This is a genomic window from Vibrio sp. Isolate25, from assembly GCF_022398025.1.
Lineage (GTDB): Bacteria > Pseudomonadota > Gammaproteobacteria > Enterobacterales > Vibrionaceae > Vibrio > Vibrio coralliilyticus_A.
This window is the reverse complement of sequence record NZ_JAKEUT010000001.1, coordinates 1,176,213-1,200,689: the sequence shown is the minus strand read 5'-3', so window position 1 is coordinate 1,200,689 and position 24,477 is coordinate 1,176,213. Positions and strand designations below refer to the sequence as shown.

Annotated in this window: 18 protein-coding genes; 13 read left to right on the top strand and 5 right to left on the bottom strand. The window is 44.2% G+C overall.

Going from position 1 to position 24,477, the window contains the following annotated elements; all coding sequences use genetic code 11:
• Positions 1 to 109: 109 nt before the first annotated feature.
• From L1D15_RS05205 to queF, 5 genes are all read left to right on the top strand, one after another.
• Positions 110 to 589, top strand: coding sequence for a MarR family transcriptional regulator (locus L1D15_RS05205; RefSeq protein ID WP_239874896.1), 480 nt, complete (start codon positions 110 to 112; stop codon positions 587 to 589).
• A 413-nt stretch (positions 590 to 1,002) separates the two neighbouring features.
• Positions 1,003 to 7,047, top strand: a complete 6,045-nt coding sequence (gene pulA / locus L1D15_RS05200; RefSeq protein ID WP_239874895.1) for a pullulanase-type alpha-1,6-glucosidase — start codon at positions 1,003 to 1,005, stop codon at positions 7,045 to 7,047.
• Between the two features lie 445 nt (positions 7,048 to 7,492).
• Positions 7,493 to 8,089: a helix-turn-helix domain-containing protein gene (locus tag L1D15_RS05195; RefSeq protein ID WP_239874894.1), complete on the top strand. Its 597-nt coding sequence runs from the start codon at positions 7,493 to 7,495 to the stop codon at positions 8,087 to 8,089.
• Positions 8,082 to 8,963, top strand: a complete 882-nt coding sequence (locus L1D15_RS05190; protein WP_006961413.1) for a queuosine precursor transporter — start codon at positions 8,082 to 8,084, stop codon at positions 8,961 to 8,963. Before L1D15_RS05195 ends, L1D15_RS05190 begins: the two co-directional genes overlap by 8 nt.
• Entirely contained in the window at positions 8,950 to 9,768 is an 819-nt protein-coding gene (gene queF / locus L1D15_RS05185; protein ID WP_239836007.1) for an NADPH-dependent 7-cyano-7-deazaguanine reductase QueF, read from the top strand. Before L1D15_RS05190 ends, queF begins: the two co-directional genes overlap by 14 nt.
• Before the next feature lie 199 nt (positions 9,769 to 9,967).
• Here the strand turns inward: queF and L1D15_RS05180 are convergent, their stop codons facing one another.
• Complete coding sequence (locus L1D15_RS05180) at positions 9,968 to 10,837, bottom strand: GyrI-like domain-containing protein (RefSeq protein WP_239874893.1); 870 nt, start codon at positions 10,835 to 10,837, stop codon at positions 9,968 to 9,970.
• A 127-nt stretch (positions 10,838 to 10,964) separates the two neighbouring features.
• On the opposite strand from L1D15_RS05180, the gene L1D15_RS05175 reads away from it, so the two are divergent.
• Positions 10,965 to 12,140, top strand: coding sequence for a PLP-dependent aminotransferase family protein (locus tag L1D15_RS05175; RefSeq protein ID WP_239874892.1), 1,176 nt, complete (start codon positions 10,965 to 10,967; stop codon positions 12,138 to 12,140).
• A 42-nt stretch (positions 12,141 to 12,182) separates the two neighbouring features.
• Here the strand turns inward: L1D15_RS05175 and L1D15_RS05170 are convergent, their stop codons facing one another.
• Positions 12,183 to 13,568, bottom strand: coding sequence for a PLP-dependent aminotransferase family protein (locus tag L1D15_RS05170; protein ID WP_239875121.1), 1,386 nt, complete (start codon positions 13,566 to 13,568; stop codon positions 12,183 to 12,185).
• 101 nt (positions 13,569 to 13,669) lie between these two features.
• On the opposite strand from L1D15_RS05170, the gene L1D15_RS05165 reads away from it, so the two are divergent.
• The gene (locus tag L1D15_RS05165; protein ID WP_239874891.1) at positions 13,670 to 14,569 is read left to right on the top strand and encodes an EamA family transporter; all 900 of its coding nucleotides are present in this window, start codon (positions 13,670 to 13,672) and stop codon (positions 14,567 to 14,569) included.
• A 56-nt stretch (positions 14,570 to 14,625) separates the two neighbouring features.
• Here L1D15_RS05165 and L1D15_RS05160 read toward each other — a convergent pair whose 3' ends face one another.
• A complete protein-coding gene (locus tag L1D15_RS05160; protein WP_038159838.1) occupies positions 14,626 to 15,111 on the bottom strand; it encodes an Lrp/AsnC family transcriptional regulator in 486 nt (161 codons plus the stop codon).
• Positions 15,112 to 15,225: 114 nt separating this feature from the next.
• On the opposite strand from L1D15_RS05160, the gene L1D15_RS05155 reads away from it, so the two are divergent.
• Together L1D15_RS05155 and L1D15_RS05150 are read left to right on the top strand one after the other, a co-directional pair.
• Entirely contained in the window at positions 15,226 to 16,161 is a 936-nt protein-coding gene (locus L1D15_RS05155; RefSeq protein ID WP_239874890.1) for a DMT family transporter, read from the top strand.
• A gap of 618 nt (positions 16,162 to 16,779) precedes the next feature.
• Complete coding sequence (locus L1D15_RS05150) at positions 16,780 to 18,471, top strand: methyl-accepting chemotaxis protein (protein WP_239874889.1); 1,692 nt, start codon at positions 16,780 to 16,782, stop codon at positions 18,469 to 18,471.
• 39 nt (positions 18,472 to 18,510) lie between these two features.
• On the opposite strand, the gene L1D15_RS05145 is transcribed toward L1D15_RS05150, so the two are convergent.
• The gene (locus L1D15_RS05145) at positions 18,511 to 18,999 is read right to left on the bottom strand and encodes a peptide-methionine (S)-S-oxide reductase (RefSeq protein WP_239874888.1); all 489 of its coding nucleotides are present in this window, start codon (positions 18,997 to 18,999) and stop codon (positions 18,511 to 18,513) included.
• 283 nt (positions 19,000 to 19,282) lie between these two features.
• On the opposite strand from L1D15_RS05145, the gene L1D15_RS05140 reads away from it, so the two are divergent.
• Positions 19,283 to 19,936: a Qnr family pentapeptide repeat protein gene (locus tag L1D15_RS05140; protein ID WP_239874887.1), complete on the top strand. Its 654-nt coding sequence runs from the start codon at positions 19,283 to 19,285 to the stop codon at positions 19,934 to 19,936.
• A gap of 9 nt (positions 19,937 to 19,945) precedes the next feature.
• Here L1D15_RS05140 and L1D15_RS05135 read toward each other — a convergent pair whose 3' ends face one another.
• Entirely contained in the window at positions 19,946 to 20,653 is a 708-nt protein-coding gene (locus L1D15_RS05135) for an SDR family oxidoreductase (protein WP_239874886.1), read from the bottom strand.
• A 280-nt stretch (positions 20,654 to 20,933) separates the two neighbouring features.
• Here L1D15_RS05135 and L1D15_RS05130 point away from each other — a divergent pair, with 280 nt between their 5' ends.
• The 3 genes from L1D15_RS05130 (at position 20,934) to L1D15_RS05120 (ending at position 24,092) form a co-directional block, all read left to right on the top strand.
• A complete protein-coding gene (locus L1D15_RS05130) occupies positions 20,934 to 21,929 on the top strand; it encodes an ABC transporter substrate-binding protein (protein ID WP_239874885.1) in 996 nt (331 codons plus the stop codon).
• Between the two features lie 3 nt (positions 21,930 to 21,932).
• Positions 21,933 to 23,294 carry a diguanylate cyclase gene (locus L1D15_RS05125; protein ID WP_239874884.1) on the top strand — a complete coding sequence of 454 codons (1,362 nt, stop codon included), beginning with the start codon at positions 21,933 to 21,935 and terminating at the stop codon, positions 23,292 to 23,294.
• A 189-nt stretch (positions 23,295 to 23,483) separates the two neighbouring features.
• Entirely contained in the window at positions 23,484 to 24,092 is a 609-nt protein-coding gene (locus L1D15_RS05120) for a YitT family protein (RefSeq protein ID WP_239874883.1), read from the top strand.
• Positions 24,093 to 24,477 lie beyond the last annotated feature (385 nt).

Genomic DNA, 24,477 nt, shown 5'->3' with positions numbered 1-24,477 from the left:
TGTCTTTATAAAAAGTATCTCTCACAAAAGATACTTTTTATAAAGTAATGGAGTTTTGTCTTTTTATCAAGTATCTTTTTGAAAAGATAAATCAGTAGAGGGATGAGATATGCAAGATCCTGTTGATCGTATATTGAGTCAGTGGAGTGATGTTAAACCTGAATTGGATTGTTCTGACATGGGGATTATTGGGCGCTTAATGCGTGTTCACGGACTGTGGCATAACCGGTTGGAACAGGTGTTTAAAAACCACCAATTAAGTATGCTGGAGTTTGATATTCTTGCGACATTGATGAGAAATCAGCAACCACTGACACCAACAGAAATGTACAAAACCTTGATGGTCTCATCAGGAGCTATGAGCACTCGGATTGAAAAGTTGGTCCAACGAGGCTTGGTTGAGCGATTAGCAAGCGGCGATGACAGACGCAGTTGTAAAGTAGCGCTTACCGAACAGGGTGCTCAATTAGTCGATGATGCCTTGACGTCGCACTTATCAAATATGAACGGAATGTTGAACATGTTTGATGAACAAGAAAAAGAACAGCTCGCCAGTATGCTGCGAAGAATCTTACTCGCCAATCAATAAACATCACATCAAATGAGAGCGGCTCGTATGGGAGTCACTTTGTTACTCGTGAGCTATGTTCACATAAACTCGACTTATTCTTGGGTGAGCAGGGTGGAGTTTGTGTGAAAGATCCTATTTCTCAACATTGAATCGGCTTGTTGTAATCCTACAGTTACCTTTGATACCGTCACTACAAAGTGTCAGATTTCTCACTGATTGCACTTATTCTCAGTAATTTTTCGATCTTTTTATCAGCTGTAACTGTGAGCCCGATTCTAAATTATTTTCTCCTCCCCTTCTTCTACGCCTACCCAATCAGTTTTATAGGATGAGGAAATTAACTGTTTTAAAAATATAACGTTAGCTTGAAGCGATTTAACCAAACAGAAAAGTTTATCGCTCGTGGAACGTGAATATAAATGGAAATAAAAATGAACATCAAGCTAACAAAACTGAGCCTAGCCATGGCGTCACTTGGGCTTTTGGCAGGTTGTAATGACCCGCTAGAAGTCAACGTGATGGATGGCTACATCGAAAAGGCACCTGTCTGGCTGGACGTCAACGGAAATGGTCGACAAGACCGTTATGAACCGTCAGCCGTCACTGATAAAGACGGATATGCTGCCATTGACCTTGAAGGTCTAAATATCGAAGACGAAGACGTTTATCTTGTCGCTAAAACCCAACGAGGCGTATCGATTGACGCTGATATTCCGGGTGTCGCTGTGACAAGAGACTATACCTTGATGGCACCGAGCCATTACTCTTTGGTCACACCATTCTCGACTTACATTGCTGCGCAAATGCAGCAAGGTGTCAGCGAACGTAAAGCATTGCGCAAACTGCGTCGACAACTCAAACAGCCACACCTAGATATTGAAAACGATTATATTGATCAGAAAGAGGTGGTCGTCGCAAGAAGCGCGAAGGCGTTAACGCAATTACTGCCAGAAACCGTTGAAGAGCAAGATATGGAAGCGCTGGCGGATACGTTGGAGCTGGGCAGTAAAGCATTAGGAAAAGAGCTTAAACGTGGTCGTAATGAACTGCTTAACAAGACGTTAATGCTGGATGAGCAAGGTGTGCCGGTTATCGCGCAAGATAGCGATGGTGACGGCGTAGCCGATGCGATTGATCTGTTCCCAACCGATATTAAAGAGTCGGCAGATGCTGATAATGACGGAATTGGCGATCATGCGGATACGGACGATGATAATGATGGTTTCAGCGATGTTGTCGAGTTAGAACTCGCTAGCGACCCTTACTCATCGGCGAGCTTCCCCTCCGATCTGGATGGCGACAAAATCCCAGATGCGCATGATTCAGATATCGACGGTGACGGTTGGAGTAATGAAGAAGAAATTCGTTTAGGAACCGACCCTTACTCGGCATCCAGTCAACCTGCCGATCGTGATGGTGATGGCATTACTGACAGCGAAGACAGTGATATAGACGGTGATGGTGCCGATAATGGCGTGGACGCATTCCCTGAAGATCGATTTGAAAGTAAAGACACCAATGGCGACGGTCTAGGAGACTTTGCCTCTAGCGACGATGATGGAGATGGGATTCCAGACAGCATCGATCCAAACCCAACCAGCCCAGATAACAGTTCATCCGAGCCTGCGCCTGTCTATTCTGAATCGGTCATTTACTACAAACGAGATGACGGTAATTACGCGGACTGGGGGCTGCACCTGTGGAATAACGCATCTTGTGACGCAGTGTCGGCTGACGCCTTAAACGGCGTAGATTGGGGCAACCCATACGCTTGGGGAGAAATCGACCCGCAATATGGTGCTAAGTATGTTGTACCACTGAAATCCGATCACGGTGCGTGTATGAATTTCATCGTGCACAAAGGTGACGAAAAAGCGCTGGGCGGTGACGATCTGAAGGCTGAATTTGCTAAAGGTAATACACTTTATACGACACACGGTAGCTCAGTCGTTAAATACTCACCAGATGAGCAAATTGTGGTGAAACTTGACGGTGCAGCTGCTCACTGGCTCGATGTTAATTCCATTGCTTGGTTTGATCATAGTGAAGCAGCCAGTTACCAAATCTGGAGTCGTGCTGCGGGTAATGGTGATATCAACCAGCCAGAACAGTTTATCAAGTACGACATTTCATTTGCTGGCAACGTTGATAATCCTGACTTCCCACACCTGAAAGATCGTGTCGGTTTCTATCTGGATGTTGATACTGAAACAGCTAAAGCGCTGTTGAAAACACAGCTAATTGCAGTGGCACTCGATGATGAAGGCAAGCCGCTGGTCGCAACTCGCGTCCAGATTCCGGGCGTTGTTGACACGCTTTACACCGCAGGACCAAATGATGCGGATGAAGCAAAACTGGGTAGCTGGATTGAAGGCGATAGTGCGAACTTTGCGCTTTGGGCGCCAACAGCTCAAGATGTTGAACTGTATTTGTACGATCAGTATAAAGCACTAATCGCACAATCGCCATTCAGTTTGACTGTCGACTCAGCAACTGGCATCTGGCATTACCAAGGCGATGCTTCACTGAAGAATGTGTTCTATCGTTACCGTGTGAAGGCTTACCATCCGAAAACCGACCACGTTGAGTGGATGATGACTACTGACCCTTATTCTCTCTCTCTGAGTACGTCCAGTTTGCACTCTCAACTGGTTGATCTCACCGATGATGAAACCAAACCGGCAGGTTGGGACAGTCAATCGATTCCAGAGCTGGAGAATCCAGAAGATCACATCATTTACGAGCTGCATGTACGTGACTTTAGTGTCAGCGATACGCAGGGTACACCAGCAAACAACGGTAAGTATCTGGCCTTCTTAGAAGATGAACGCGACAGTGTTAAGCAGTTGAAGTCGTTAAAAGAAGCTGGCCTGACAACGATCCATCTTCTACCGACTTACGATTTGGCTTCCATCCCTGAAGATCCAGCGAAGACGGTGAATCTGACCGATACCGTAGAAAAACTTTGCGGCATTAATCCTGATGCCAAGTTGTGTAGCGATGGTACTTCACGCGGTGCAACCATTCTGTCTTTGTTAGAACAAACGGACCCTGACAGTGGCGAAGCGCAGGCATTGCTCGCAGATGTTCGTCCACTGGATGGATTCAACTGGGGTTATGACCCATTCCACTACAACGCACCAGAAGGCAGCTACGCTGTTGCAACTGAGGGCATTTCGCGTATTCGTGAGTACCGTCAGATGGTGCAGAAGCTTCATGATATGGGCTTCAGAGTGGTACAGGATGTTGTCTACAACCACACTTACTCGTCAGGTTTGTATGACAAATCTGTGCTCGATAAAGCTGTACCGGGCTACTACCATCGCCTGAACCCAATCACAGGTGCTGTCGAGAACTCAACTTGTTGTGATAACACTGCGTCTGAGAACCGTATGTTCGAGAAGCTAGTGGCAGACAGTGTAGTGATGTGGGCTCAGGACTATAAGATTGATGGCTTCCGCTTCGATTTGATGGGACACCTGATGAAGTCGAGCATGCTGCACGTGTATGAGAAAACCAAGCTAGTAGATGAAGATACTTGGTTCTATGGCGAAGGTTGGAACTTTGGTGAAGTTGCTGATGGTCAACGTGGCGAAAACGCAACCCAATGGCCAATGGCGGGTACAGGCATAGGGACTTACAACGATCGTCTACGTGATGGCGTCCGTGGTGGTGGGCCATTCGATAGTGGTGATGCCCTGCTTGAAAATCCGGGTTTTGCTAATGCGGGTAGCCGATTCAATGATGATCTGAAATCGAAGATGGATCTTATCCGTTACGGTATGACAGGTAATCTGCAAAACTACCCGTTAGAAACGTATAGCGGTGCCACTGTGTACGGTCGTGACTTCCAGTACGGAGGGCAGGGTGCGGCTTATACGCTCGATCCTCAGGAATCCATTAACTACGTTTCAAAGCATGACAACCAAACGTTGTGGGATTTCAGCCAGTACAAAGCCGATGCCAGCGCTACGCCAGCGGACCGTGCACGTATGCAGATCGTAGGTCTATCAACTGTAATGCTCGGACAAGGTGTACCATTCTTGCACATGGGGTCTGAATTACTGCGCTCTAAATCCATGGAGCGCGATAGCTACGACAGTGGTGATTGGTACAACAAAGTCGACTTCAGCAAGCAGACGAATAACTGGAATATTGGCCTGCCACGTGCTGACAAAGATCAGGCTAACTGGAGTGCTATCCAATCAATCATTAGCAACCCGAATACCGTGGCAACTCCGGAGCATATTGCTTGGACAGACAAGGTCTTCAAGGAACTGCTGAAGATTCGTTCCGGCACGCCATTGCTTCGTTTAGTGAGTGAAGAGCAAGTCTTGAAGCGTGTACGTTTCCATAATACTGGGCCGTTGACATTACCGGGCATGATTGTGATGTCGGTGAATGATGGGGTGAGTGCAGGCGCAGACCTTGATAGCAATTTCGACTCAATTGTTGTTGCGATTAATGCCAATACTTCAGCACAAACCATTCAGATTTCTGGAGCACAAAGCTTTGAGTTGCATCCTGTGTTGAAAGCCTCGTCTGATTCAGTCGTTAAGCAGGCGAAGTTTGAAGACGGCGCTTTCACTATTCCACCACTCACAGCGGCTGTCTTTGTCCAGACACAAAATGGTGCGCAAGGAGAAGGGCTGAACGTTGATAGTAAGCCCGTTGATGTTGCGCCTTACGGCTCTACCAAAGTATACGTTCGTGGCTCAATGAATGGCTGGAGTACCAGTGATGAAATGGCCTATCAGGGTGACGGTGTGTACGCCTTTGAAGGCTACCTCACTCCGGGAGAGTATGAGTTCAAACTGGCTTCTTCTGACTGGAGTACGATCAACCTTGGTTTTGGTGGTTTCTCGACTGGCAACGGTTCTGTCACGCTTGAAGATGCAGGTAATGGCAATATCAAGGTGACAGTGACCGAGCAAGGCGTGTACAAATTTACGTTAGACGCTTCAGACCAATCCGCGTTGGTAGTATCTGTCGTAGATACAAATCTTGACTATGCCTGCTATCAGGATGACAGCAAAGCTTGTGATCTGAGGATCTATCAGGTGATGGTAGAATCATTTGTCGATGGAGACCCAGACCATAACTATGGTGTGGGCTACGGCAATTCGCACCACAATGGAGACCTTCAGGGTGTCATTGACAGTCTTGATTACATTGCAAGCTTAAACGTGAATGCGTTGTGGCTAACACCTGTGTTTGATTCTTGTGCGGGCCAGGCTGGTGATGATCGCCTTGACGCCACGGGATATTTTGCTTGTGACTACTTCAATGTCGATCCTAAATTTGGCACCAATGAGAAGCTGAAAGAACTGGTTGATGCTGCTCACGCTAAAGGTCTATACGTGCTTTTAGATGGGGTGTTCGGTCATACTAACCTCACTGGTGTGAAACCTTCCCCAATGGGTAAGCTACCAAGCCTGAGAGGGGAAGAGGGTTACCCGGGTATGTATGTGAATTACCCAGATGCAGCGAGTGAAGCCTTCTTCACAGAGGTGGCAACTTATTGGGTGAAAGAGTTTGGTATTGACGGCTGGCGTCTCGACCAATCTTATCAGCTTCCACTTGAGGCATGGCGCAACATTCGAGCTGCAGTAGAGCAAGCCTCACTGGATAATAAGAATGCTGGTAAGCAATGGGGAACACTGGGCTACATGGTCGGTGAAGTCTGGAAAGGTGCAGATGAGATTACGGCAACAACCTATGGCAGTGACGCACAACCGGGCCTTTCGTCGGCGTTCAACTTCCCGTTACGTTACGGCTTAGTTCAAGCTCTGGCGGTTGAAGAATCAGGGGCAAGCAACAATGCCCGAGTGTTGGATGCAGAGTGGAACAGCCGTGCCAAGTCGCCTTACCATGCGATGCCAAACTTAATGCTTGGTAACCATGACTTGGTGCGCTTCGGTGACCTGATTCAGCGTGGCAATCTTGGTGAAGCAGTCAAGCGACATAAAGCCGCGTTTAGCTTTCTAGCGGCTTACTCTGGACCAATCACACTTTACTACGGTGAAGAAATTGGTGACGAAGTCGCTAACTTCTCGGACAAGGTCACATCAGATTGTGCTTCTCAGGGGCTGTGTGATGATCATGTCGCTCGCTCAAGCGCGAAAGTTCAAGGCGTGACTGGGGTGACACTGACTGCTGAGCAACAAGATGTGAAAAACTATCTGACTCAAATTATGCAGGTTCGTAGTGAACATCCGGCGCTTTATGCGGGTGAAAGGCGCAACTTATGGTTGGATGACAACCTGTATGCTGACCTGAAAGTGAATGGTGATGAGCAGATCATCTATGTGCTGAACACATCAACATCGGAACAAACATTCAATGTCGATTTAACAAGAGTCAAATCGACAGACGAATTTGAAGACTTGATGAGTGGTGAGCTGATTAATGTTCAGGCAACATCCGGTGCGGTTTCTGTTCCAGCTCTGACAGGGCGACTGCTTTTAGTCAAATAACATCGCTACGGTCACTTCGACTGATATGAACAAGGCTTTCCTATGTGGAAAGCCTTTTGTTTTAGAACGTAATGATAGGTGTCAATCGTTGGTAAAGGTTTGGCAAGGTAGTGTGTTAGGCACGGTTTATTCTAAAACCTCATTTTTTTGCTCGGAGTATTTCTTATTTTTAAGTTCATCCAATAGTAGCTGAGTGTGAACGTAGAGGTAGCCTATTGCTTCTTTTTTCTCCGGTTCCGTGTGAATCAATCGGCACCAATATGTTATCTCTTGAAGGCGAGATTCTAGGCTTTCTGTATTCATGATTATTTACCAACAGCAAAAGATACACTTTAGTGTACACATTATGAATGTATGTGTATATTTAATTGTTTTTTTATATGATACTGATATCATTTGTTTTTTGGGGAGGTTGGGCCTCGCTTTATGACCAAAAGGCACATCAATGAAGAACAACAGTGAGCAACTGGACATACTCAGAGACAACATACAGTTTGGCCTAAATAAGAGTAAAGAAACTAAGGCGTCATTAAGTCGCAAAACTGGTGTTACGCGTTCGACTATCTATAAAATACTCGATGGCAAGGTTGAAAGAGTACAGACCTCGACGGTTGAACGAATTGCTAACTTCTTTGGAACAACCTGTCATATCATTCAAAATGAATCCCTAGAAGATCTTCTATCTGAAACACCTGTCGTGTCGGTATGCGGAAACAAGAACCCAATTGCTGTTCCGATTCTAAGTGAAATGGAGTTCATCCAGAAAAGTGAATATTACATCGGCGACCTGGTCACTGATTATCCCCTTACCTATCACTTTTCTGAAGGGAGTAACATCGTAGCGATTCGAGTGGGTCAGGTTTTGTCTAATTATTTTACCAAGGGCAATCTACTGATTATTGATCGTTCGAATCACAATGAAAAAGAGCTGAGTAAGCTCATTGTTCGCGGTGGTGCATTGCATTCTCTTCCCCCTAACTCTTCTCTCTTAGAAGGCGATTTTCTTTTTGGAGTAATACTCGAGGAACGTTTTTGTGTTTAATAAAAAATATAAATTGATTGGCTTTAATGGTGCCCCTGAAATGATGGCTAGCGTGATGATTCGGGGAACTGGAAAGGTCGTGAATATGCCCGCTAAAGATCTTATTTCCAGTGAAGTCGCTGATGATCTAAATCGAAATGAATTAGTTGAAGTATGTAAGAAAGTTTATTCAAAATCGAGCTTTGAAGGAGCATACGAGCTAGAGGACAGACATGAAAGTTATTGGATGAGCTACTCTTTTCTTGTACTGTGTCTGTGTTCTCTTTTTACATTGTCAAACATTACCGGAATTAAACCTGTAGAAATATTCAACACAGGCTTAATTGTACCTGCCGCAATATTTCTTTACCCAATTTCATTTATATTTGTTGATATATTAAACGAATACTTTGGTTTAAAGCTCGCCAGAAAAGCCATCATACAATCGACAGTGGTCAATGCTGGGATACTCGTTCTTCTCTATTTATCCACCACTATTCCTAGCATAGGCCCATGGCAAGCGATGGATGAACAGTATACTTCGCTTGTCACGAGTATGACCTCAGTGTTCTTAGCTTCTTTAAGTTCTTACTTTATTTCTGAGAACATCAATGCTTACGTCCTGAACAAAATAAAGATCGCCACTCAATCTCGATGGCTTGCCATTCGAGTCATAGCAAGCACCAGTATCGCATCCGTTGTGGATAGCGCACTATTTATTAGTATTGCATTCTTTAATGTACTACCCAATGACGTACTTTTCGTTATGTTTCTCAGCCAGGTTACTATTAAGATCTTATATGCACTGTTCAGTGTCGCGCCAATTTATTTCGCAAGGAAATTGTTTTCCCGCTTAATCAACGTCAAGGAATTAAATAATAATGACAACCTATGATAAGAACCTAGGTAAAAAAAGCGAGTATATCTCTCAGTATCAACCTGAGTTACTCGACCCTATCCCAAGACAAAAAGGCAGAGATGAGATTAAAGACCTGAAGGTCGCTACTCATGCTGGGTATGACTTGTGGACGGCTTTTGAAGTTTCGTGGTTGAACAATAAAGGTAAACCGATCGTCGCAATCGCGGAGTTTATTATTCCTCATACGTCCAACAATTTGATTGAATCGAAGTCATTCAAATTGTATTTAAATAGCTTCAATCAAACACGTTTTGAGTCGAAAGATATTGTTATTGAAAAAATGCAGTCCGACTTAACTAATGCTGCTGGTGCTAAAGTGACGGTGTCATTTATGGATGTAGATGAACCACAACAAACCTCAATAAATAAGCAATTTGATTGCATTGACGGTTTGGATATTACTGTTGACTCGTTTGAGTATGATGCGGATGCGCTATGCGGAAGCACAGTGGATGAGTATGTCTCTGAATCTTTATGTTCTCACCTTTTGAAATCGAACTGTTTGGTGACGAATCAGCCAGATTGGGGAAGCGTATACATCCGTTATACGGGAGCTAAAATCAATCATGAGAGTCTTCTGAAATATTTAATCTCATTTCGTGAACATAATGAGTTTCACGAGCAATGCGTTGAGCGAATCTATTCTGATATCAAACGATGCTGTGCCCCTGAAAAGCTGACAGTTTTTGCGAGATATACGCGACGAGGCGGTCTTGATATCAACCCTTATCGTAGCGACTTTGAAAGTGAAATTTGTTCGGGAAGAAACCCGAGACAGTAAATAAACTAGTTAGTTTCAAAATGAGTCCGTATCGATTTTGAGTCTGTCGAAAGTTTCTTTTAAAGGTCGATAAAACTGACTCGATCTGGACTCGTTGCTTTAATTAAGGCAGGTGTATGTTACTACATCTGCCTTAATACTATCTCTATGCGTTGGCTACTCTCCCCATCATTAATGTGTAACGCAATATTGAGGGAGGTTAATAAAAGCTAATGGGAAGATAGAAATCCAGTTCAAATTGCTCATCCTCATGCAGAAAATGGTTTCTGTGATAATGGACATAGGCAGGTGTTGAACCTAGCTTGAAGCCGGAGTCAGGCAGCCACTGTTCATGTACTTTGCTGATTTGAGGTAGCAACTCTCCATAGACGCCGGTCAGGCGAAATACCGCGTGCAGTCCACCGGGAATGATCAACTGATTAACTAAGCCGCGCACTTTGATCGGTTTGTCTATCTCGATACACGCTACGTAGCGACAGTTATCCAGTTCAACCAACGCTGGGTTTGAATGATGTAAACCGTATTGATGTGATGTGTCACGTCCCTCGCTGCTTGCCCATGCATTTAAAACTCGCCAAGCATTTTTTACGGTTCGGCTGTAACCCACATGGCGAACATAGGCAGCGAGGCGATCGGAGGTTTCGGTGATTTTAGGCTCGGGAAGAGTTTTCTTTGCGACGCGATGATAGCCTGCGGCGATTTCAGGATCTTTAAGGTAGGGCTTATCGGTGTTTTGTTGCTCGTGCTTTCGCCATTCTCCTGGCGAGACACTGAAAGTGGATTTAAATGCGCGGCTGAACGAAGAAACAGAGTGAAAGCCACATTTATTGGCGATGTCTAATACTGAGGAATGTGGATCAAACATTAGTTGATTTGCGGCGTACTCCATTCGTGTTCGGCGAATATACTGATGGATGGATTCTCCGACAACCTGCTTAAAAACACGGTGAAAGTGTTGCTCAGAATACGCTGCGATGTCCGCTAATTCCTTGGCTGGTAAGGATTTACTGATGTCTTTATGAATGTGATAAAGCACGTCATTGATTCGAAATATGTGTTGTCGGCTCATAAAGAAAAATAGCATAAATGGACATGTTGAACAGCATAAACGGACATCCTATTTTCATCAATGGGTTATACACTTCATTAACGTCTTTTCGACGATAAAAATTCTAAAATTACACTCAGGAACTGTTATGGAAATCGCTCGCTCCCTGCAACAAATCTCGTCGTCTTATATTCGTGAAATTCTCGCTGCTGCATCAGATAAAAATGTCATCTCTCTAGCGGGTGGCTTGCCAGATGAAAGTACATTTCCAATTGAACTAATGAAGCCGACACTAGAAAGCCTTTCATCAATGCCGGAAGTTTTCCAATACGGAGCAACCGCAGGTTACGCACCACTTTTAGAGTTCCTAACAGAGTATTTTGAGTTGCCAGAGACGCACTCAGTAATGGCCTGTACAGGCTCGCAGCAAGGACTAGATCTGATCGCTCGTGCTTATGTCAACCCGGGCGACAAAGTGGTCATGGAAGCACCTAGCTACCTTGGTGCGATGCAGGTGTTTGGTTTGGTTCAGGCTGATATTGTCACTGTACCTCAAACGGAAGCGGGTCCTGATTTACATGCACTTGAGAAGAGCTTCGCTGAACAGTCAACTAAGATGTTTTACGCCGTACCAGATTTTCATAATCCAACTGGTGTGTGCTGGACCTTGGAAACTCGTCAGAAGGTTGGTGCATTGTGTGAGCAATACAATGTTGTTCTGATTGAAGATGCACCGTACCGTGAACTTAGATTCTCAGGTCAAGCGATTCCATTGGTCTCTGACTTCTGTCCACAACACTCTATTGTGCTGCGCTCTTTCTCAAAGATCGCGTCTCCGGGTCTGCGAGTTGGTGTCGTAAGTGGTAAGAGTGAATATCTTGAGCCACTCATCAAGATCAAGCAAGGTGCTGACTTACACTCAAGTGTCCCTATGCAAGCGCTACTGCTAGGTCTACTGAAACACCAAGGCTTTGAACAGCACATTGGTACGGTTAGAGAACTGTATCAATCCCGCTATGAGAAGCTATTTGCTGAGCTGCAAAAGCAGCTACCAGCTGGCTGCGAAGTGAAGCCTGTTGAAGGTGGCATGTTCATTTGGGTTACGCTGCCATCCTGCGATACATTTGCACTAGCAAAAGCGTTGCTAGGGAATGGCGTTGCGGTTGTGCCAAGCCCGGTATTCTATCCAAATGCAGATGAAGCCAAGCCTGCATTAAGACTGAACTACACTAATGCCACGCCAGAGGAGCTAACGGTAGCAGTAGAGCGTCTTGCAAAAGGATTGAAAGCGTCCATCAGCGAGCCTGAATTGGAAAACGTATAACGAGTAAAGATGTGACGTTCTAAGCGCGCCTTAAACGTCACTTCATCCTGAGAGTTCAATCAAAAGACTAATAAGTGTGTCCAAATCCTGTTTGGCACGCCCTTCAAGTGGGTAACCCATATTGATTCTGACACAGTCAGAGTAGATATCGAGAGTGGTAAAGAGATGCCCAAGGCGAATATCAATTTGCTGAGTTTCGATTTCACTCTGTAACTGTTTACTGTCCAAACCCGGAGCTTGGATCCAAAGTACCATACCGCCTTGTGGGTTGCTGATCTTTATGTGATTAGGCAATTGAGTGATCAGGTAATCGAGATAGTCTTTTCTTAGCGAAAGTAGCTTTTGCTTTCTGCGTCTGAGCTGCTTAGCGTACTGGCCGGAGTCAATAAAGTCAGCGACAGCAAGCTGAATTGGTGTCGAGACCCCATAGCTACTGGCGCCAGACCTGCCTTGATAAATGGACATATAGCGCCCGGGTAAGCACCAACCTAGCCGGTAGCTGGGCGAGAGGCTTTTGGAAACAGATCCACACCAGAGAATATAGCCATTTTGGTCGTAGTATTTGGCTGGCAGAGGGGTATGGCTTGAGTAGGAGAGCTCAAGGTAAACGTCGTCTTCAATCACGGGAACTTGGTACTGATTCGCTAGCAGAGCCAGTGTTTGCTTTTGCTGGGCTGACATACTGATTCCTTGAGGGTTCATATGAGAAGTACAGAAAATCCCTGCTTTAACAGTCCCTTGCCTAAAGTGTCCTTCTAATTGCTCTAAGTCTATTCCGTCGTCTAAAGAAGGAATTTCGACGATTTTTCGCGCCATTTGGCCAAGTAACTCGATGATGCCGTTAAAGCATGGTGAGCTGATCGCGATGGCATCACCTTGCTCGGTACAGGACTCTATTGCCGCTTTTATCGCTGACATACAACCCGCGGTGATGACAAGATCACAGGCAGAAAAGTGCACGCCGACTTTAGAAAAGTGAGTCGATAATGCCTGACGCAGCAGAGGCTCTCCCTGAACATCAGGATAGTGGTTGAGTCGGTCGCCCATTCGACGCAAGGCTCGGCGAAAACTGCGTTCGAGCTCTGTTACGGCTTGTTCATCATTAGCAGTACTGGAAACACCTAATGGACCACGCAGTGCTGAATGTACAGAATTAAAGTGGCGGACTTTTGAAATTGTGCTGACAAACTGCGTGAGTTCAGGTGTTTGGTGGGAGTGCTGGCGAGGTGCGACGAAGTAACCCGCTTGAGGGCGTGACTGAATCCAGCCTTGTGATTCCAGCTCCTGATAGCAACTAACGGCGGTCGACATACTGACAGAGTGCTGTTGTGAGAGCTGCCGTAAAGAGGGCATTTTGTCCCCTTCACACAGCTTAGCGTGTTGAATATCTTCAATGAATTGATTGGCTAACTGCTTATAAATGCTCATCATCACAACAACTGTACTGGTTTTTATTTGAAAAATTGTATCTGTATCCCTTTTTACTCGCAAGCGATACTCATATTCACAGAATGAATGGAGGGATAACAATGAAGAAAAACGACCTAATACTTGCGGTATTCGTCATGGCTATTTGGGGATTTAACTTCTCAATGATCAAAATGGGGATTACCAATGTTCACCCACTGATTGCGACAGCTGCCCGTTTCGCGCTTGCGGTGATCCCGGCGATCTTTTTTATCGCCAGACCAAACGTGGCTTGGCGCTATCTGGTCAGTTATGGGTTAGTGTTTGGCGTCGGGATCTGGGGCATGGCGTCTTGGTCGATTACTGCGGGTTTGTCTTCCGGAATGTCTTCGGTTTTACTGTCGAGCAACGTATTGATCGGCATGGCGGTCGGGCTTTTTGTCTTTAAAGAAAAGTCGTCGCCTCGAAAATGGATGGGGGCTTTGCTTGCTATGGTCGCGCTATTGGTGCTGGTGTCTGCGACTAACGGTAATATTACTGCTTCAGGCCTTATGCTGATTATGATTGGGGCAATCAGTTGGACCTTAATGGGAGTCATCGTTAAAGCTTCCAAAACCAAACAGGCTTTTGCATTTAATGTGTGGGGAATGTTGTTTGCGCCTGTACCGCTCGTGTTGTTCGCGACAGCATTGCACGGTGAACAAATCCTTTGGCAAGCTTATGAACACTGGGATACGAGTACGACAATTGCGGTGGCTTTCCAGGCTTATCCAACCACCTTGTTTGGTTACTGGGTCTGGAATCGAACACTGATTAAATACCCGTTAAGCACCGCAGCACCTTTGACTTTGCTTGTTCCAGTATTCGCTTTAGTTAGTGGCTATTTCATGTATGACGAAGTGCTCTCTGTGTCTCAAGTCATCGCGAGTGCGTTATTTCTGATAGGCATCGGTTTGATTGTAAAACCTGCCACGGAAAAACACAGAGCGGCAAGCGCTAAGTTAGCAGGTCAAAGTCGATGAATGGATTGATTCATTGAGCGAAGATTAAGATGGGTGAGCAGAATTTTGCTCGCCCATTATTTTTGTGAGCGAGAATATTGGTAAGGCACGTTACGTCGTTTGACGGGTGTTGATTTCACAATGGAGGTATTGGTTTCAGCCAGAGAGGATACTTTGTCTAGGATTTCATCCAATTGCTCCATTGTGCCGAAACGCATCCGAGCATAAAAACAATCTTCACCAGTGACTTTGTCGCATTCAATAAACTCTGGCGTTTCGATGATCATGGCTTCCAGCTGTTTTATCTTTCCCGGTAGTTGACGCATACGTACGATGGCTTCAAGTGGGAATCCTAAATTTTCTGGTGCGAGTTGAACCCGATATCCTGAAATAACGCCGAACTCTTCCATACGCTTGAGTCGCTCGTTAACGCTCGGAGACGACATTTTCACTTCTCGGGCTAGCTCTGCGACTGGCATTCGCGCGTTATCGTTAAGTAAGTCGAGTAGTTGGCTATCGATGGCGTCCAGCGTCCAATCTTCGTTTTTAAGGTTCTTACGCATATTTGTCTTCCTTTTTTAAGTCTCATTGAAAAATGAGCTTCATTTCGCCATGCCTTTGTCGGGGATTACTTCTTAATCTATGTGTATTACTTAGTAGATTCAAGGGGATGAATTATGTATAGGAATGATACAGAAGCAGGCACCATCAAAATGATTACCGCTATGGTGTTATCGGGAACCATAGGATTGTTTGTGATTGAGTCAGGTCAGTCGTTTTGGAATGTCGTATTTTTCCGCTGTTTGATCGCAGGCCTGTTTCTGGCTGGTTACGTTAAATGGCAGTATGGTTCGTTTACTGCAGGCCTGAATAGAAAGGTACTTGGATTGATTGTGGCGGGTGGTATTACTTTGGTGGGTAACTGGGTTTTGCTCTTTGCCTCTTTTGATTATATCCCTTTCTCTATTGCGACGATTGCTTACCACATGCAACCAATTATGTTAGTTGTTGCTGGTTCATTGATGGCAAGGCAATTGCCATCAATGAACCTCATTGTGTGGCTATCAGTAGCAGTGATTGGGTTGGTGTTAGTGACTGATCTGGAGCTAACGCAGCTAAGTACTTTGCTGCAAGGTGAAGATGTTGGCAGCCAGCAAATATTGTTTGGGCTGTTATTGGCGCTGGGTGCTGCACTGTTGTACACAGTGACGACATTATTGACCAAAGAAGTCAGCCAAGTATCGCCAAGCGTGATTGCACTTGTTCAGGTCAGTGTGGGTGTTGTCTTACTGTTACCTATGGTGGATTGGTCGGCGCTGCCGAAGGTTCCAGTTCAGTGGGGAGCGTTACTCACACTTGGTTTAGTAAATACCGGATTTATGTACGTCATTATGTATGATGCCTTTCAAAAACTCACCACTCATCTCATCGCCATTTTATCTTTCGTGTACCCCGTGACCGCTTTAGTGGTGGATTACTTTGCCTTTGGTAATGTGGTGAATCTATCGCAAGGTTTGGGAGTCATTGGGATATTGTTGGCTGTATGTGCCGTAAAATTTGACTGGCGGATTGGAGCATTGATGCCAACCGTAAAAAGTCAGCAAAAAACCTAAGTAACTCTTTTCCATTTGATTTGTGTGGTTATTGATTGCTTTAACCACATTGCAATTGCATATTGCAATGTGGTTGCAATATGCGTTTTGTTTTTTTGATTTAATGGCTTTTATTACCCGCTTTTCTCTCAAATCGATCATTAAAGTACGATTTTGTCTCTGGCACATAATTTGTAAACATTCTGTTAAACCCTGTTGCATATCAGCTATCAGAGCCATGTTCAAGAAAGTGTTTGACAGGGTTATTGCATAGAGATGTGCTCAGCAGCCAATTTTGAGCCCTCTATGCGCTAGCAAAAGAGCAAGATGGCTTCAGAGCCAAGTGATTAAATAAACAGTATGGTTTTTGAAGTAAGAGAGTTAGGAACCATAAGTGGAAATGTTGGAATTTGTGCCTGTCAGTGGAACGATTCAACGGCTTAAGCAAAAGCAATTAGAACGGACTCTGTCAAAGCATATAGGGCAATGTAGAGAATAGATCATCATTCTGCGAGCTATAAACACCTGCCAACCCAACATTCGCCATATTAGCTCTCACGACATACATTCGCTTGTTACAACGCGGAAGTCAGTGATGTGAATTAAAGTGTTTTGTTAGAAAGGATTGAGGGGATAGGTATGCTATCTAAATTAACCATTGCCCAAAAGGTGTATTTACTTGGGTTTTCCCAATTGCTTGCCATGATGATTATGGGCGGTTTTGCCCTTTATCAAATGAACAAGATTGGTAACGAGCTGGTTGATATCGCAGAAGAAGATATCCCGTTAACTAAAATGTTGACGGTGGTGACAGAGCATCAGTTGGAACAAGCGATTCTGTTCGAAAGAGCACTCATTAAAGCGATCCGCGTTGAGCAAGGAATGGCCCAGATGAGCGTATTCGAAGAAGCCAAGAAAAAGGTTCATGACCTGACGGTCAAAACCGAAAAAGAACTCTATGAAGTTGAACAGTTCATTGAGAAAGCCATACCACTGTTGCACTCAGTTGAGGCGCAAGAAAAATTCGAGAAGCTTCTTGGCAAGCTGAAAGTTGTCGAGAAGTCTTACAGCACGCTTGTTGGTGAAGTTGACAAAACAATGGACTACGGCAGCAATGGTCAAATCGAAGAGATGCTTGAGTTCTCTAAGAAAGTGGAAGCACATGAAGATGAAATTGATAAATCGTTGATTTCGATTCTTGATGAGGTGCACAACTTTACTCTCGCCAGTGCACTGCAAGCTGAAGAGGATGAGAAGTATGCGATCAAGTGGATGACGATCATTGCTTCAGTGTCGATAGCTTTAGGTGTTCTTCTGCCTTTCTTGGTCACACGTGCTATTCGTACGCCAATCTTAAATTTAATTGATAGATTAAAGCAGGTTGCTGAAGGCGATGGAGATTTGACTATTCGACTCGACGATTCTTCTCGAGATGAAACCGGAACAGTAGCGAATGCGTTCAATCATTTTTTAGGTGTGTTGATAGGAACAATTTCGCAAATCAATGGACAGGCGCGAGAGCTTGGTGGATCTTCACAAGTTGCCGTTACCGCTATGCAGCGTACGTTACAGAACGTTGAAAAGCAGCGTTGCGATATCGAGCAGGTGGCGACAGCGATTAACCAAATGAACGCGACGACACAGGAAGTGGCGAACAGTACGGCCAACGCGTCTTCGGTGACTGATGAAGTTCGAAAACGCGTCATGGATGGTCAGAAAGAAGCGCTAGCAACTCAGGAGGTTATCCAAGAGCTGGCAAATGAGGTCACCACATCATCGAGTGTGATTGAAAACCTTGTTTCCGAGACCAACAATATCGGGCAAGTACTGGAATCTATTCAAGGTATCGCTGAACAAACTAACTTGCTTGCTTTGAATGCTGCCATCGAAGCGGCTCGCGCAGGTGAAACAGGGCGTGGCTTTGCGGTGGTTGCGGACGAGGTTCGCTCACTCGCTCAGCGCACTCAAGAAGCAACGGTGGATATTCAGCAGCTAGTCGATACGTTGCAGTCTGAAGCAAGAAATGCTGTATCGAGTATGAAGAAAGGGACAGATACCGCAAAACTTTGTTTAGAGAAGAGTTCAGAATCTGCCAATACTTTTTCAATTGCTGCAGAATCAGTCAATCAGATCGCAGGGCTTAACTTACAAATTGCTGCTGCGGCTGAGGAGCAATCGACGGTTACTCAAGACTTGGATAATAACTTGACCAGCATTAAAACTCTTGCAGAAGAAACCGCGGAAGAAACGAAGAGTACAGCCATGGCAAATGAAGCAATCGCCAAACATGTCAATGACTTACACACTAATCTCAGCAAGTTTAAAGTTTAGGAGCCTCCTCCTAAATAGCATCAAGGCTAGTGTATTACTCTAGCCTTGGTTGTATTGATTCTTATACTTGTGTAGTAAGTCTATCGGAATGTGGCAATAATCGTCTGGGTAGAGGGTCAGGCGATCCTGATGCTCATCATCGCTTTTGACATAGTTGGTCAGCGGAAGTATCTCTACCACAATACGTTCGCGATCTGAGCGAGACTCAATAAAGTCCTGAGCCTGAGTTAAATGCTTATGGTTTATGCTATATACGCCAGTGCGGTATTTTTTACCGATATCTTCGCCTTGCTTGTTGAGGCTGTATGGATCGATAATTTCAAAGAAGAAATCCATCAATTCCAGAACTGATACTTTTTCAGGGTCAAACTGAGTGCGGACGCATTCTGCATAGCCATCATATTCCCCTTTGGTATCCTGACTAGTGCCATTGGCTCTCCCGGCTTCAGTTAGTAATACTCCTGGCAGGTGCTTCATAAACTCCTGTACACCCCATAAGCAGCCACCAGCAAAATAGATTTCTTCCATTACGTTATCTCTTGAGATTCACTGCCGTGTATTAGAGCAAAACTGCTCCAAATGCTCTACGCCTTTTTACTTTTTAAAACGGTCATCTGAACAGTGATTTAAAGCTTTAAACTTTTTTCTTGATATGCGCCTTCGAATTTCAAAGTAGAAGGCTCTTAAATCGCCATTTTGATGCCTTAAATTGGCGATTTTAGGGTGTTTTAAGCGCCTGATGTTTAAGGTTTTATTTTTATGGAAAAACAAAGGCTTAGAGTGCTAGTCTTGCGCCAACTAAGGAGAACACATGTCTATAAAAGATCAGACGTATCATCAGCAAGACTTCTCTCATCAGGACTTACAGCAGCAGGTGTATGAGGGTTGTCAGTTCATTAAATGCAACTTTGACCGAGCGGATTTACGTGATGCAAAGTTTATCAACTGTAAATTCATTGAAGCGCAAGCGCTGGAAGGGTGCAGCTTCCAATATGCCAACCTCAAGGATGCCAGTTTTGAAAACTGTATGTTAGCCATGAGCCAGTTTGTTGGTGCAGATTGTTTTGGTATCGAATTGAGAAAGTGCGATTTAAAAGGTGCGAACTTTCAGCGTGCGAATTTTGTGAACCGTATTAGCCATTCAGCTTACTTTTGTTCGGCGTACATAACAGGGTGTAACCTGAGTTACACCGACTTCGAGCGCGCATTGCTAGAAAAGTGCGAGTTGTTTGAAAATCGTTGGAGTGGTGCCAACCTGTTCGGAGCCAGTATGCTGGGTGCGGATTTGTCGCGTGGTGAATTCAGCAAAGAGCAGTGGGGCACATTTAACTTGGAAAGCGCAGACTTAACTCATGTTGACTTGGAAGCTTTAGACATGCGTAGGGTCTCACTTAGTGGTGTGAAGATCTGTGATTGGCAGCAAGAGCAGTTACTGTCGAAGTTTGGTTTGATTGTCATTGCTTAAACCTATGCCTCACCAAGGCAGTTCTTCACCGCTATAAGAAAGAAAGCTGCCGCTGATATCTGATGTTGCTTCGGAAATGATCTTGACGAGATCTGCGGCCACTCTATCAGGTTCAAACAGTTTTCCCTCTGGTACATTGGCTTGAAAAGGTTTTGATAATTCGGTGTCCGTTGTGCCTGGATGTAGTGAAAGAACACATGCTTTGGGCATAGTTCTTCCCCATTCAATACTGAGGGTTTTAAGTAGCATATTGAGTGCCGCTTTAGATGAGCGATAGCTATACCAGCCTCCCAATTGATTATCTTTAATGCTGCCGACTTTGGCTGAGATAGTTGCGAGTTTTGGCTGGCTGCTATGCTTCAAGGCGCTTTGAAAGTGTTTGGCGATCAACATAGTCGGCATCGCATTATTCATGATGTTTTTCAGGTAAAAATCGGGTTCAAATGATTTGAGGTTCTTTTCGGGCCCGTGGTGCTTATCATGCAACAATCCAACCGCGTTAATAATCCAATCTAATGACTTTATTTCATTAGCTAGCAATTGTACTTTCGCTTCGTTTGTTACGTCTAGTTGATGCCAAATGATTGCTTCATGTGAGCTCGGTGGTCGAGTATTTCTATAGGTTGCGTGCACTTCTGTCGAAGGGATTGTTTGCGCTAAATGCTGACAAATTGCGTGGCCTATGCCACCGTTTCCACCAAAAATTAGTACTTTCATCGGATACCCTAAAATTAAGCAGTGTGGTTGAGGGATATATGTATAACTATGAGTCTGATTTGTTCTTACGTATTCTAGGTGAGGGGAGTTTATTGCTAACTTTGTTAAATACGTATTATTTCTGAGAGTTATGACTTTTTAGTGATTTATTGTGATTTCCTTCACGTAAACGGTAAAGAATTACACTGAACCCTATAAAAAATGGTGCCTTCTTTCAAAGTCATAAATCTATAAGCTAACTTTATATGAGCTAGGTTTCTTAATTTAGAGCGGGTTTGTCATGCCACTTGTTAAATGGAATTTATTGGCTTTAGGTCTTGGCTCTGTATTGATAGGTGTAGCGGCTTTTGGGGTCGTTAAATATGAATGGCAGGAAGAGTCTAGTAACCACAAAATAAGAGTTGGTGTCTCTCTGACCCCACTCTCTTCGCCTTTTCTAATTGCTGAGCATCTCGGCTTTTTTGAAGACTATGATCTTGATGTTACTCTTTACCCTTGTGTCGGAGGCCTTGCTTGCACTCAACTGATGCTAAATCGTGATGTAGAGTATGCGACGGCTTCCGAATCCGTAGTCATGTTCCAGAGTTTCGAACGCAATGATTTGGCCCTGCTGGTCAGCTTTGTTGAATCCGACAACGATTTGAAACTGTTGACGCTGGATCCTTCTGGAATCAAAGATTTAAGCGCTTTACAGGGTAAAAAGGTGGGCGTGATAAAAGGTAGTGCCAGTGAGTTTTATTTCGATGCTATTTTAATCGCCAGTAATCTCAAAAGTCTTGATGTCGAAAAGGTCTACCTTCAGCCTCATGAGCTGGTTCCCGCTTTATTGTCTTACCGTGTGGAGGCCATTTCAGCATGGGAGCCTATGGGGTATAAAGCGGATATTCTATCTGCAGCTGAAGTGTTGAATTTAGGGACTCCAGGGGTTTATCAACTCTCTTTCAACTTACTATCGACAACACCTTATCTCGAGTTTGCCGGCAAAGAGCCCACGTATTTATTACAAGCCATTGATGATGCTGTAGAGTGGATTAATGCCAATCCTAGTCAGGCTCTAAGCATCATTACCAAGCGTCTAAATATTCCAGAAAATCAGGTTAAATGGTCTTGGGAGGACTATGTTTTCCGCCTATCTTTGGGCAATTCTTTACTTTCCAACCTGCAATATCAAGCAAGATGGGCAGTAGAAAGTGAGTTGGTCGCGAATGAACAACCCGATTTTAGGAACCTTTTTTTTACTCAACCCTATCAGCAGATCATTGCTTTGCGAGAGTAAGCCATGTTGGATTCATTGTTTAAGAAGTTGTTTGTTCTATCGACCACTACACTGATGCTGACTTTGTTCATCATTATCTCTTTTGCAAAAGTATCGGATGAGCAACGTAAGACAAAAGCCGAGCTGGATCAGATCATTGATTTGCAGTTGTGTGTCGATTTGCTCAGAAGTCAGCTGTGGGTTTTTCTTCAATTTGGTGATGAGCCTAGCCTTAATCAAGTCGAGTTAGCTCAGGCGGAATTAGCCACGAAATTAACTGCCTATAAACAAAATAATAGTCTGCTGGGTAATATCCAACGTATGAACCGCAGCTTGAACGCGCTGCTTAATAAAGAGAAACAAGTCTACTTCTTATCAATTAATGGCTTGGATGACCAGGGCTCTGGGAACATTAATGCTCGGGGGTTGCTTCACTCTCGCTACAATATGATTGTTCAGAATATGACGGAAGAACTCGCTTATGTTTATCAGTCGGTACTTAATCGTAATGCAGATAGCCTTCACCAAGTGATGATCTATGCCGCGGCTTGGTTGGTCATCTGCTCAATCTTAGTCAGTGCAACGGCTTGGTTAATTGCTTTTCGCTTCAAATCAGGTGCAGAAGCCATGAAAAACGCGATGGTTGATTTGGCTGAAGGGAAATTAGACTCGAAAGTAGAAGCAGTGAAAATGGACACCGAGTTTCGAATCATGGCGCAGTTTTTTAACCAGATGACGTTGTCATTGTGTGAAACTACGGTGACTAAGCAAGAGTTGGAAGAGGAGGTGATGCGCCAAACGCAGCAACTTAAGCATAAGCAGGAACAACTGATCTTTTTATCTGAACATGACCCACTGACTAACCTAGTTAATCGCCGAGCTTTTGATAAAGCACTAGAAAATGCCATCGTGAAAGCGAACCGAACTCAATGCAAGCTGGCTATTTTCTTCATTGATTTGGATGACTTTAAATCTGTGAATGATACCTTTGGGCATGAAGCTGGAGATGCCATTCTTATTGAAGTTGCCAGTCGTATTACTGCCGCCATTCGAGAGTCTGATTTTGCAGGACGCTTTGGTGGCGATGAATTTGTTATCTGTCTTGATCTGTTGCATGATTTTGAAATTGTTGCGAAAAAGGCAGAGCAATTACTGGATGCGATCAACGCACCAATTGAATTTAATGGCCGAACACTTAACGTTGGGGCGAGTATAGGTGTCAGTTACTTCCCTGATCAAACCAAGAACAAAGAGGTGTTGTTAAGTATGGCGGATGAAGCCATGTACAGAGCAAAGCGGATGGCAGGTTCGGTTTGTTTTGATGGTAAAACAACCGTTTGTAAAAAAGGTTCTCAATCAGTCAGGTTAACATCAATCAATGATTAACCTAGTTATCAACATCGTTTGAAATTGCTAAATAGTGTTAGGGCCTATCTTAAGGAATTGTAAACCTTCTTAAACACTCAGCTATTAACAGATTTAACGCATTATCTCGACATTATTGTCAATTATCGACATCTTATCCGCGTTTGGCTCATGCATGATTTGTGAGCTGTATTAGGATAGGAAGCCAAAATGGATAAAGAACATAGTTTGCGTGAGAACTTACTTGCGCTGATTTTAGGGAGTGCTCTGGTTTCACTTGGAGTGATTTTCTTCAATAAAGTCGGTTTGTTAACTGGTGGTACCGCAGGGCTATCGATATTTCTGACCAAGGTAAGCGATTTCAGCTTTGGTCAGGTGTTTTTTGTACTTAACTTACCGTTCTATGCCTTGTCGATTACCCGTATGGGCTGGCGGTTTACCGTGAATACTTTTGTCGCTGTCAGCATTGTTTCCCTTGCTGTCGATCATCTCCATCATGTCATAGAGATTGCTCGTATCGAGCCTGTATACGCTGCACTGCTAGGAGGAGGCTTAATAGGTATGGGGATGTTGGTTATCTTCCGTCATAAGATGAGTCTAGGAGGGTTTAACATTCTCGCGTTATTTCTTCAGGAGCGTTTTGGTATTCGAGCGGGTAAAGTCCAAATGGCGCTCGATTGCTCGATCGTTGTTTTATCTCTGTTTATCGTTGATATTTCCTTGATTCTTCTCTCTGTTGTCGGTGCGATAACGACAAACTTGATTCTGGCAATGAATCACAAGCCTGGACGCTACCAGCCTCAGCCGATAGCCCCTTAATTTGGAAGATTGAATCAGGGTTTACGGCTTAGCATTATGTTAAGTCGTAACCGGCGACTTCGATTTCAGGCCCAAAACATTTCCTTGTGTTGCCGTAGGAAATAGACTTCCCCTATCAAATAAACAGATCTTGCTCTTCCCGTGGCCGTGCTGAATACATCAACTTTATGTGGCTGTCAGGAACCTAGGTAAATTTCGCCAACATGTAGACATATTTACCTTATTCATGTTTTTTGGTGTGGCTTCTTTTTATTTAACTTATTGTATTTTAAATACTTTGTGGTTGGCATTGTCTTTGCTGAAAATTTTCGCTAAGTCAGTTCTTTAGTGAAATTAATGAACAATAAAAAGCATAAATGATATGGATATTTATTATCTATATGAT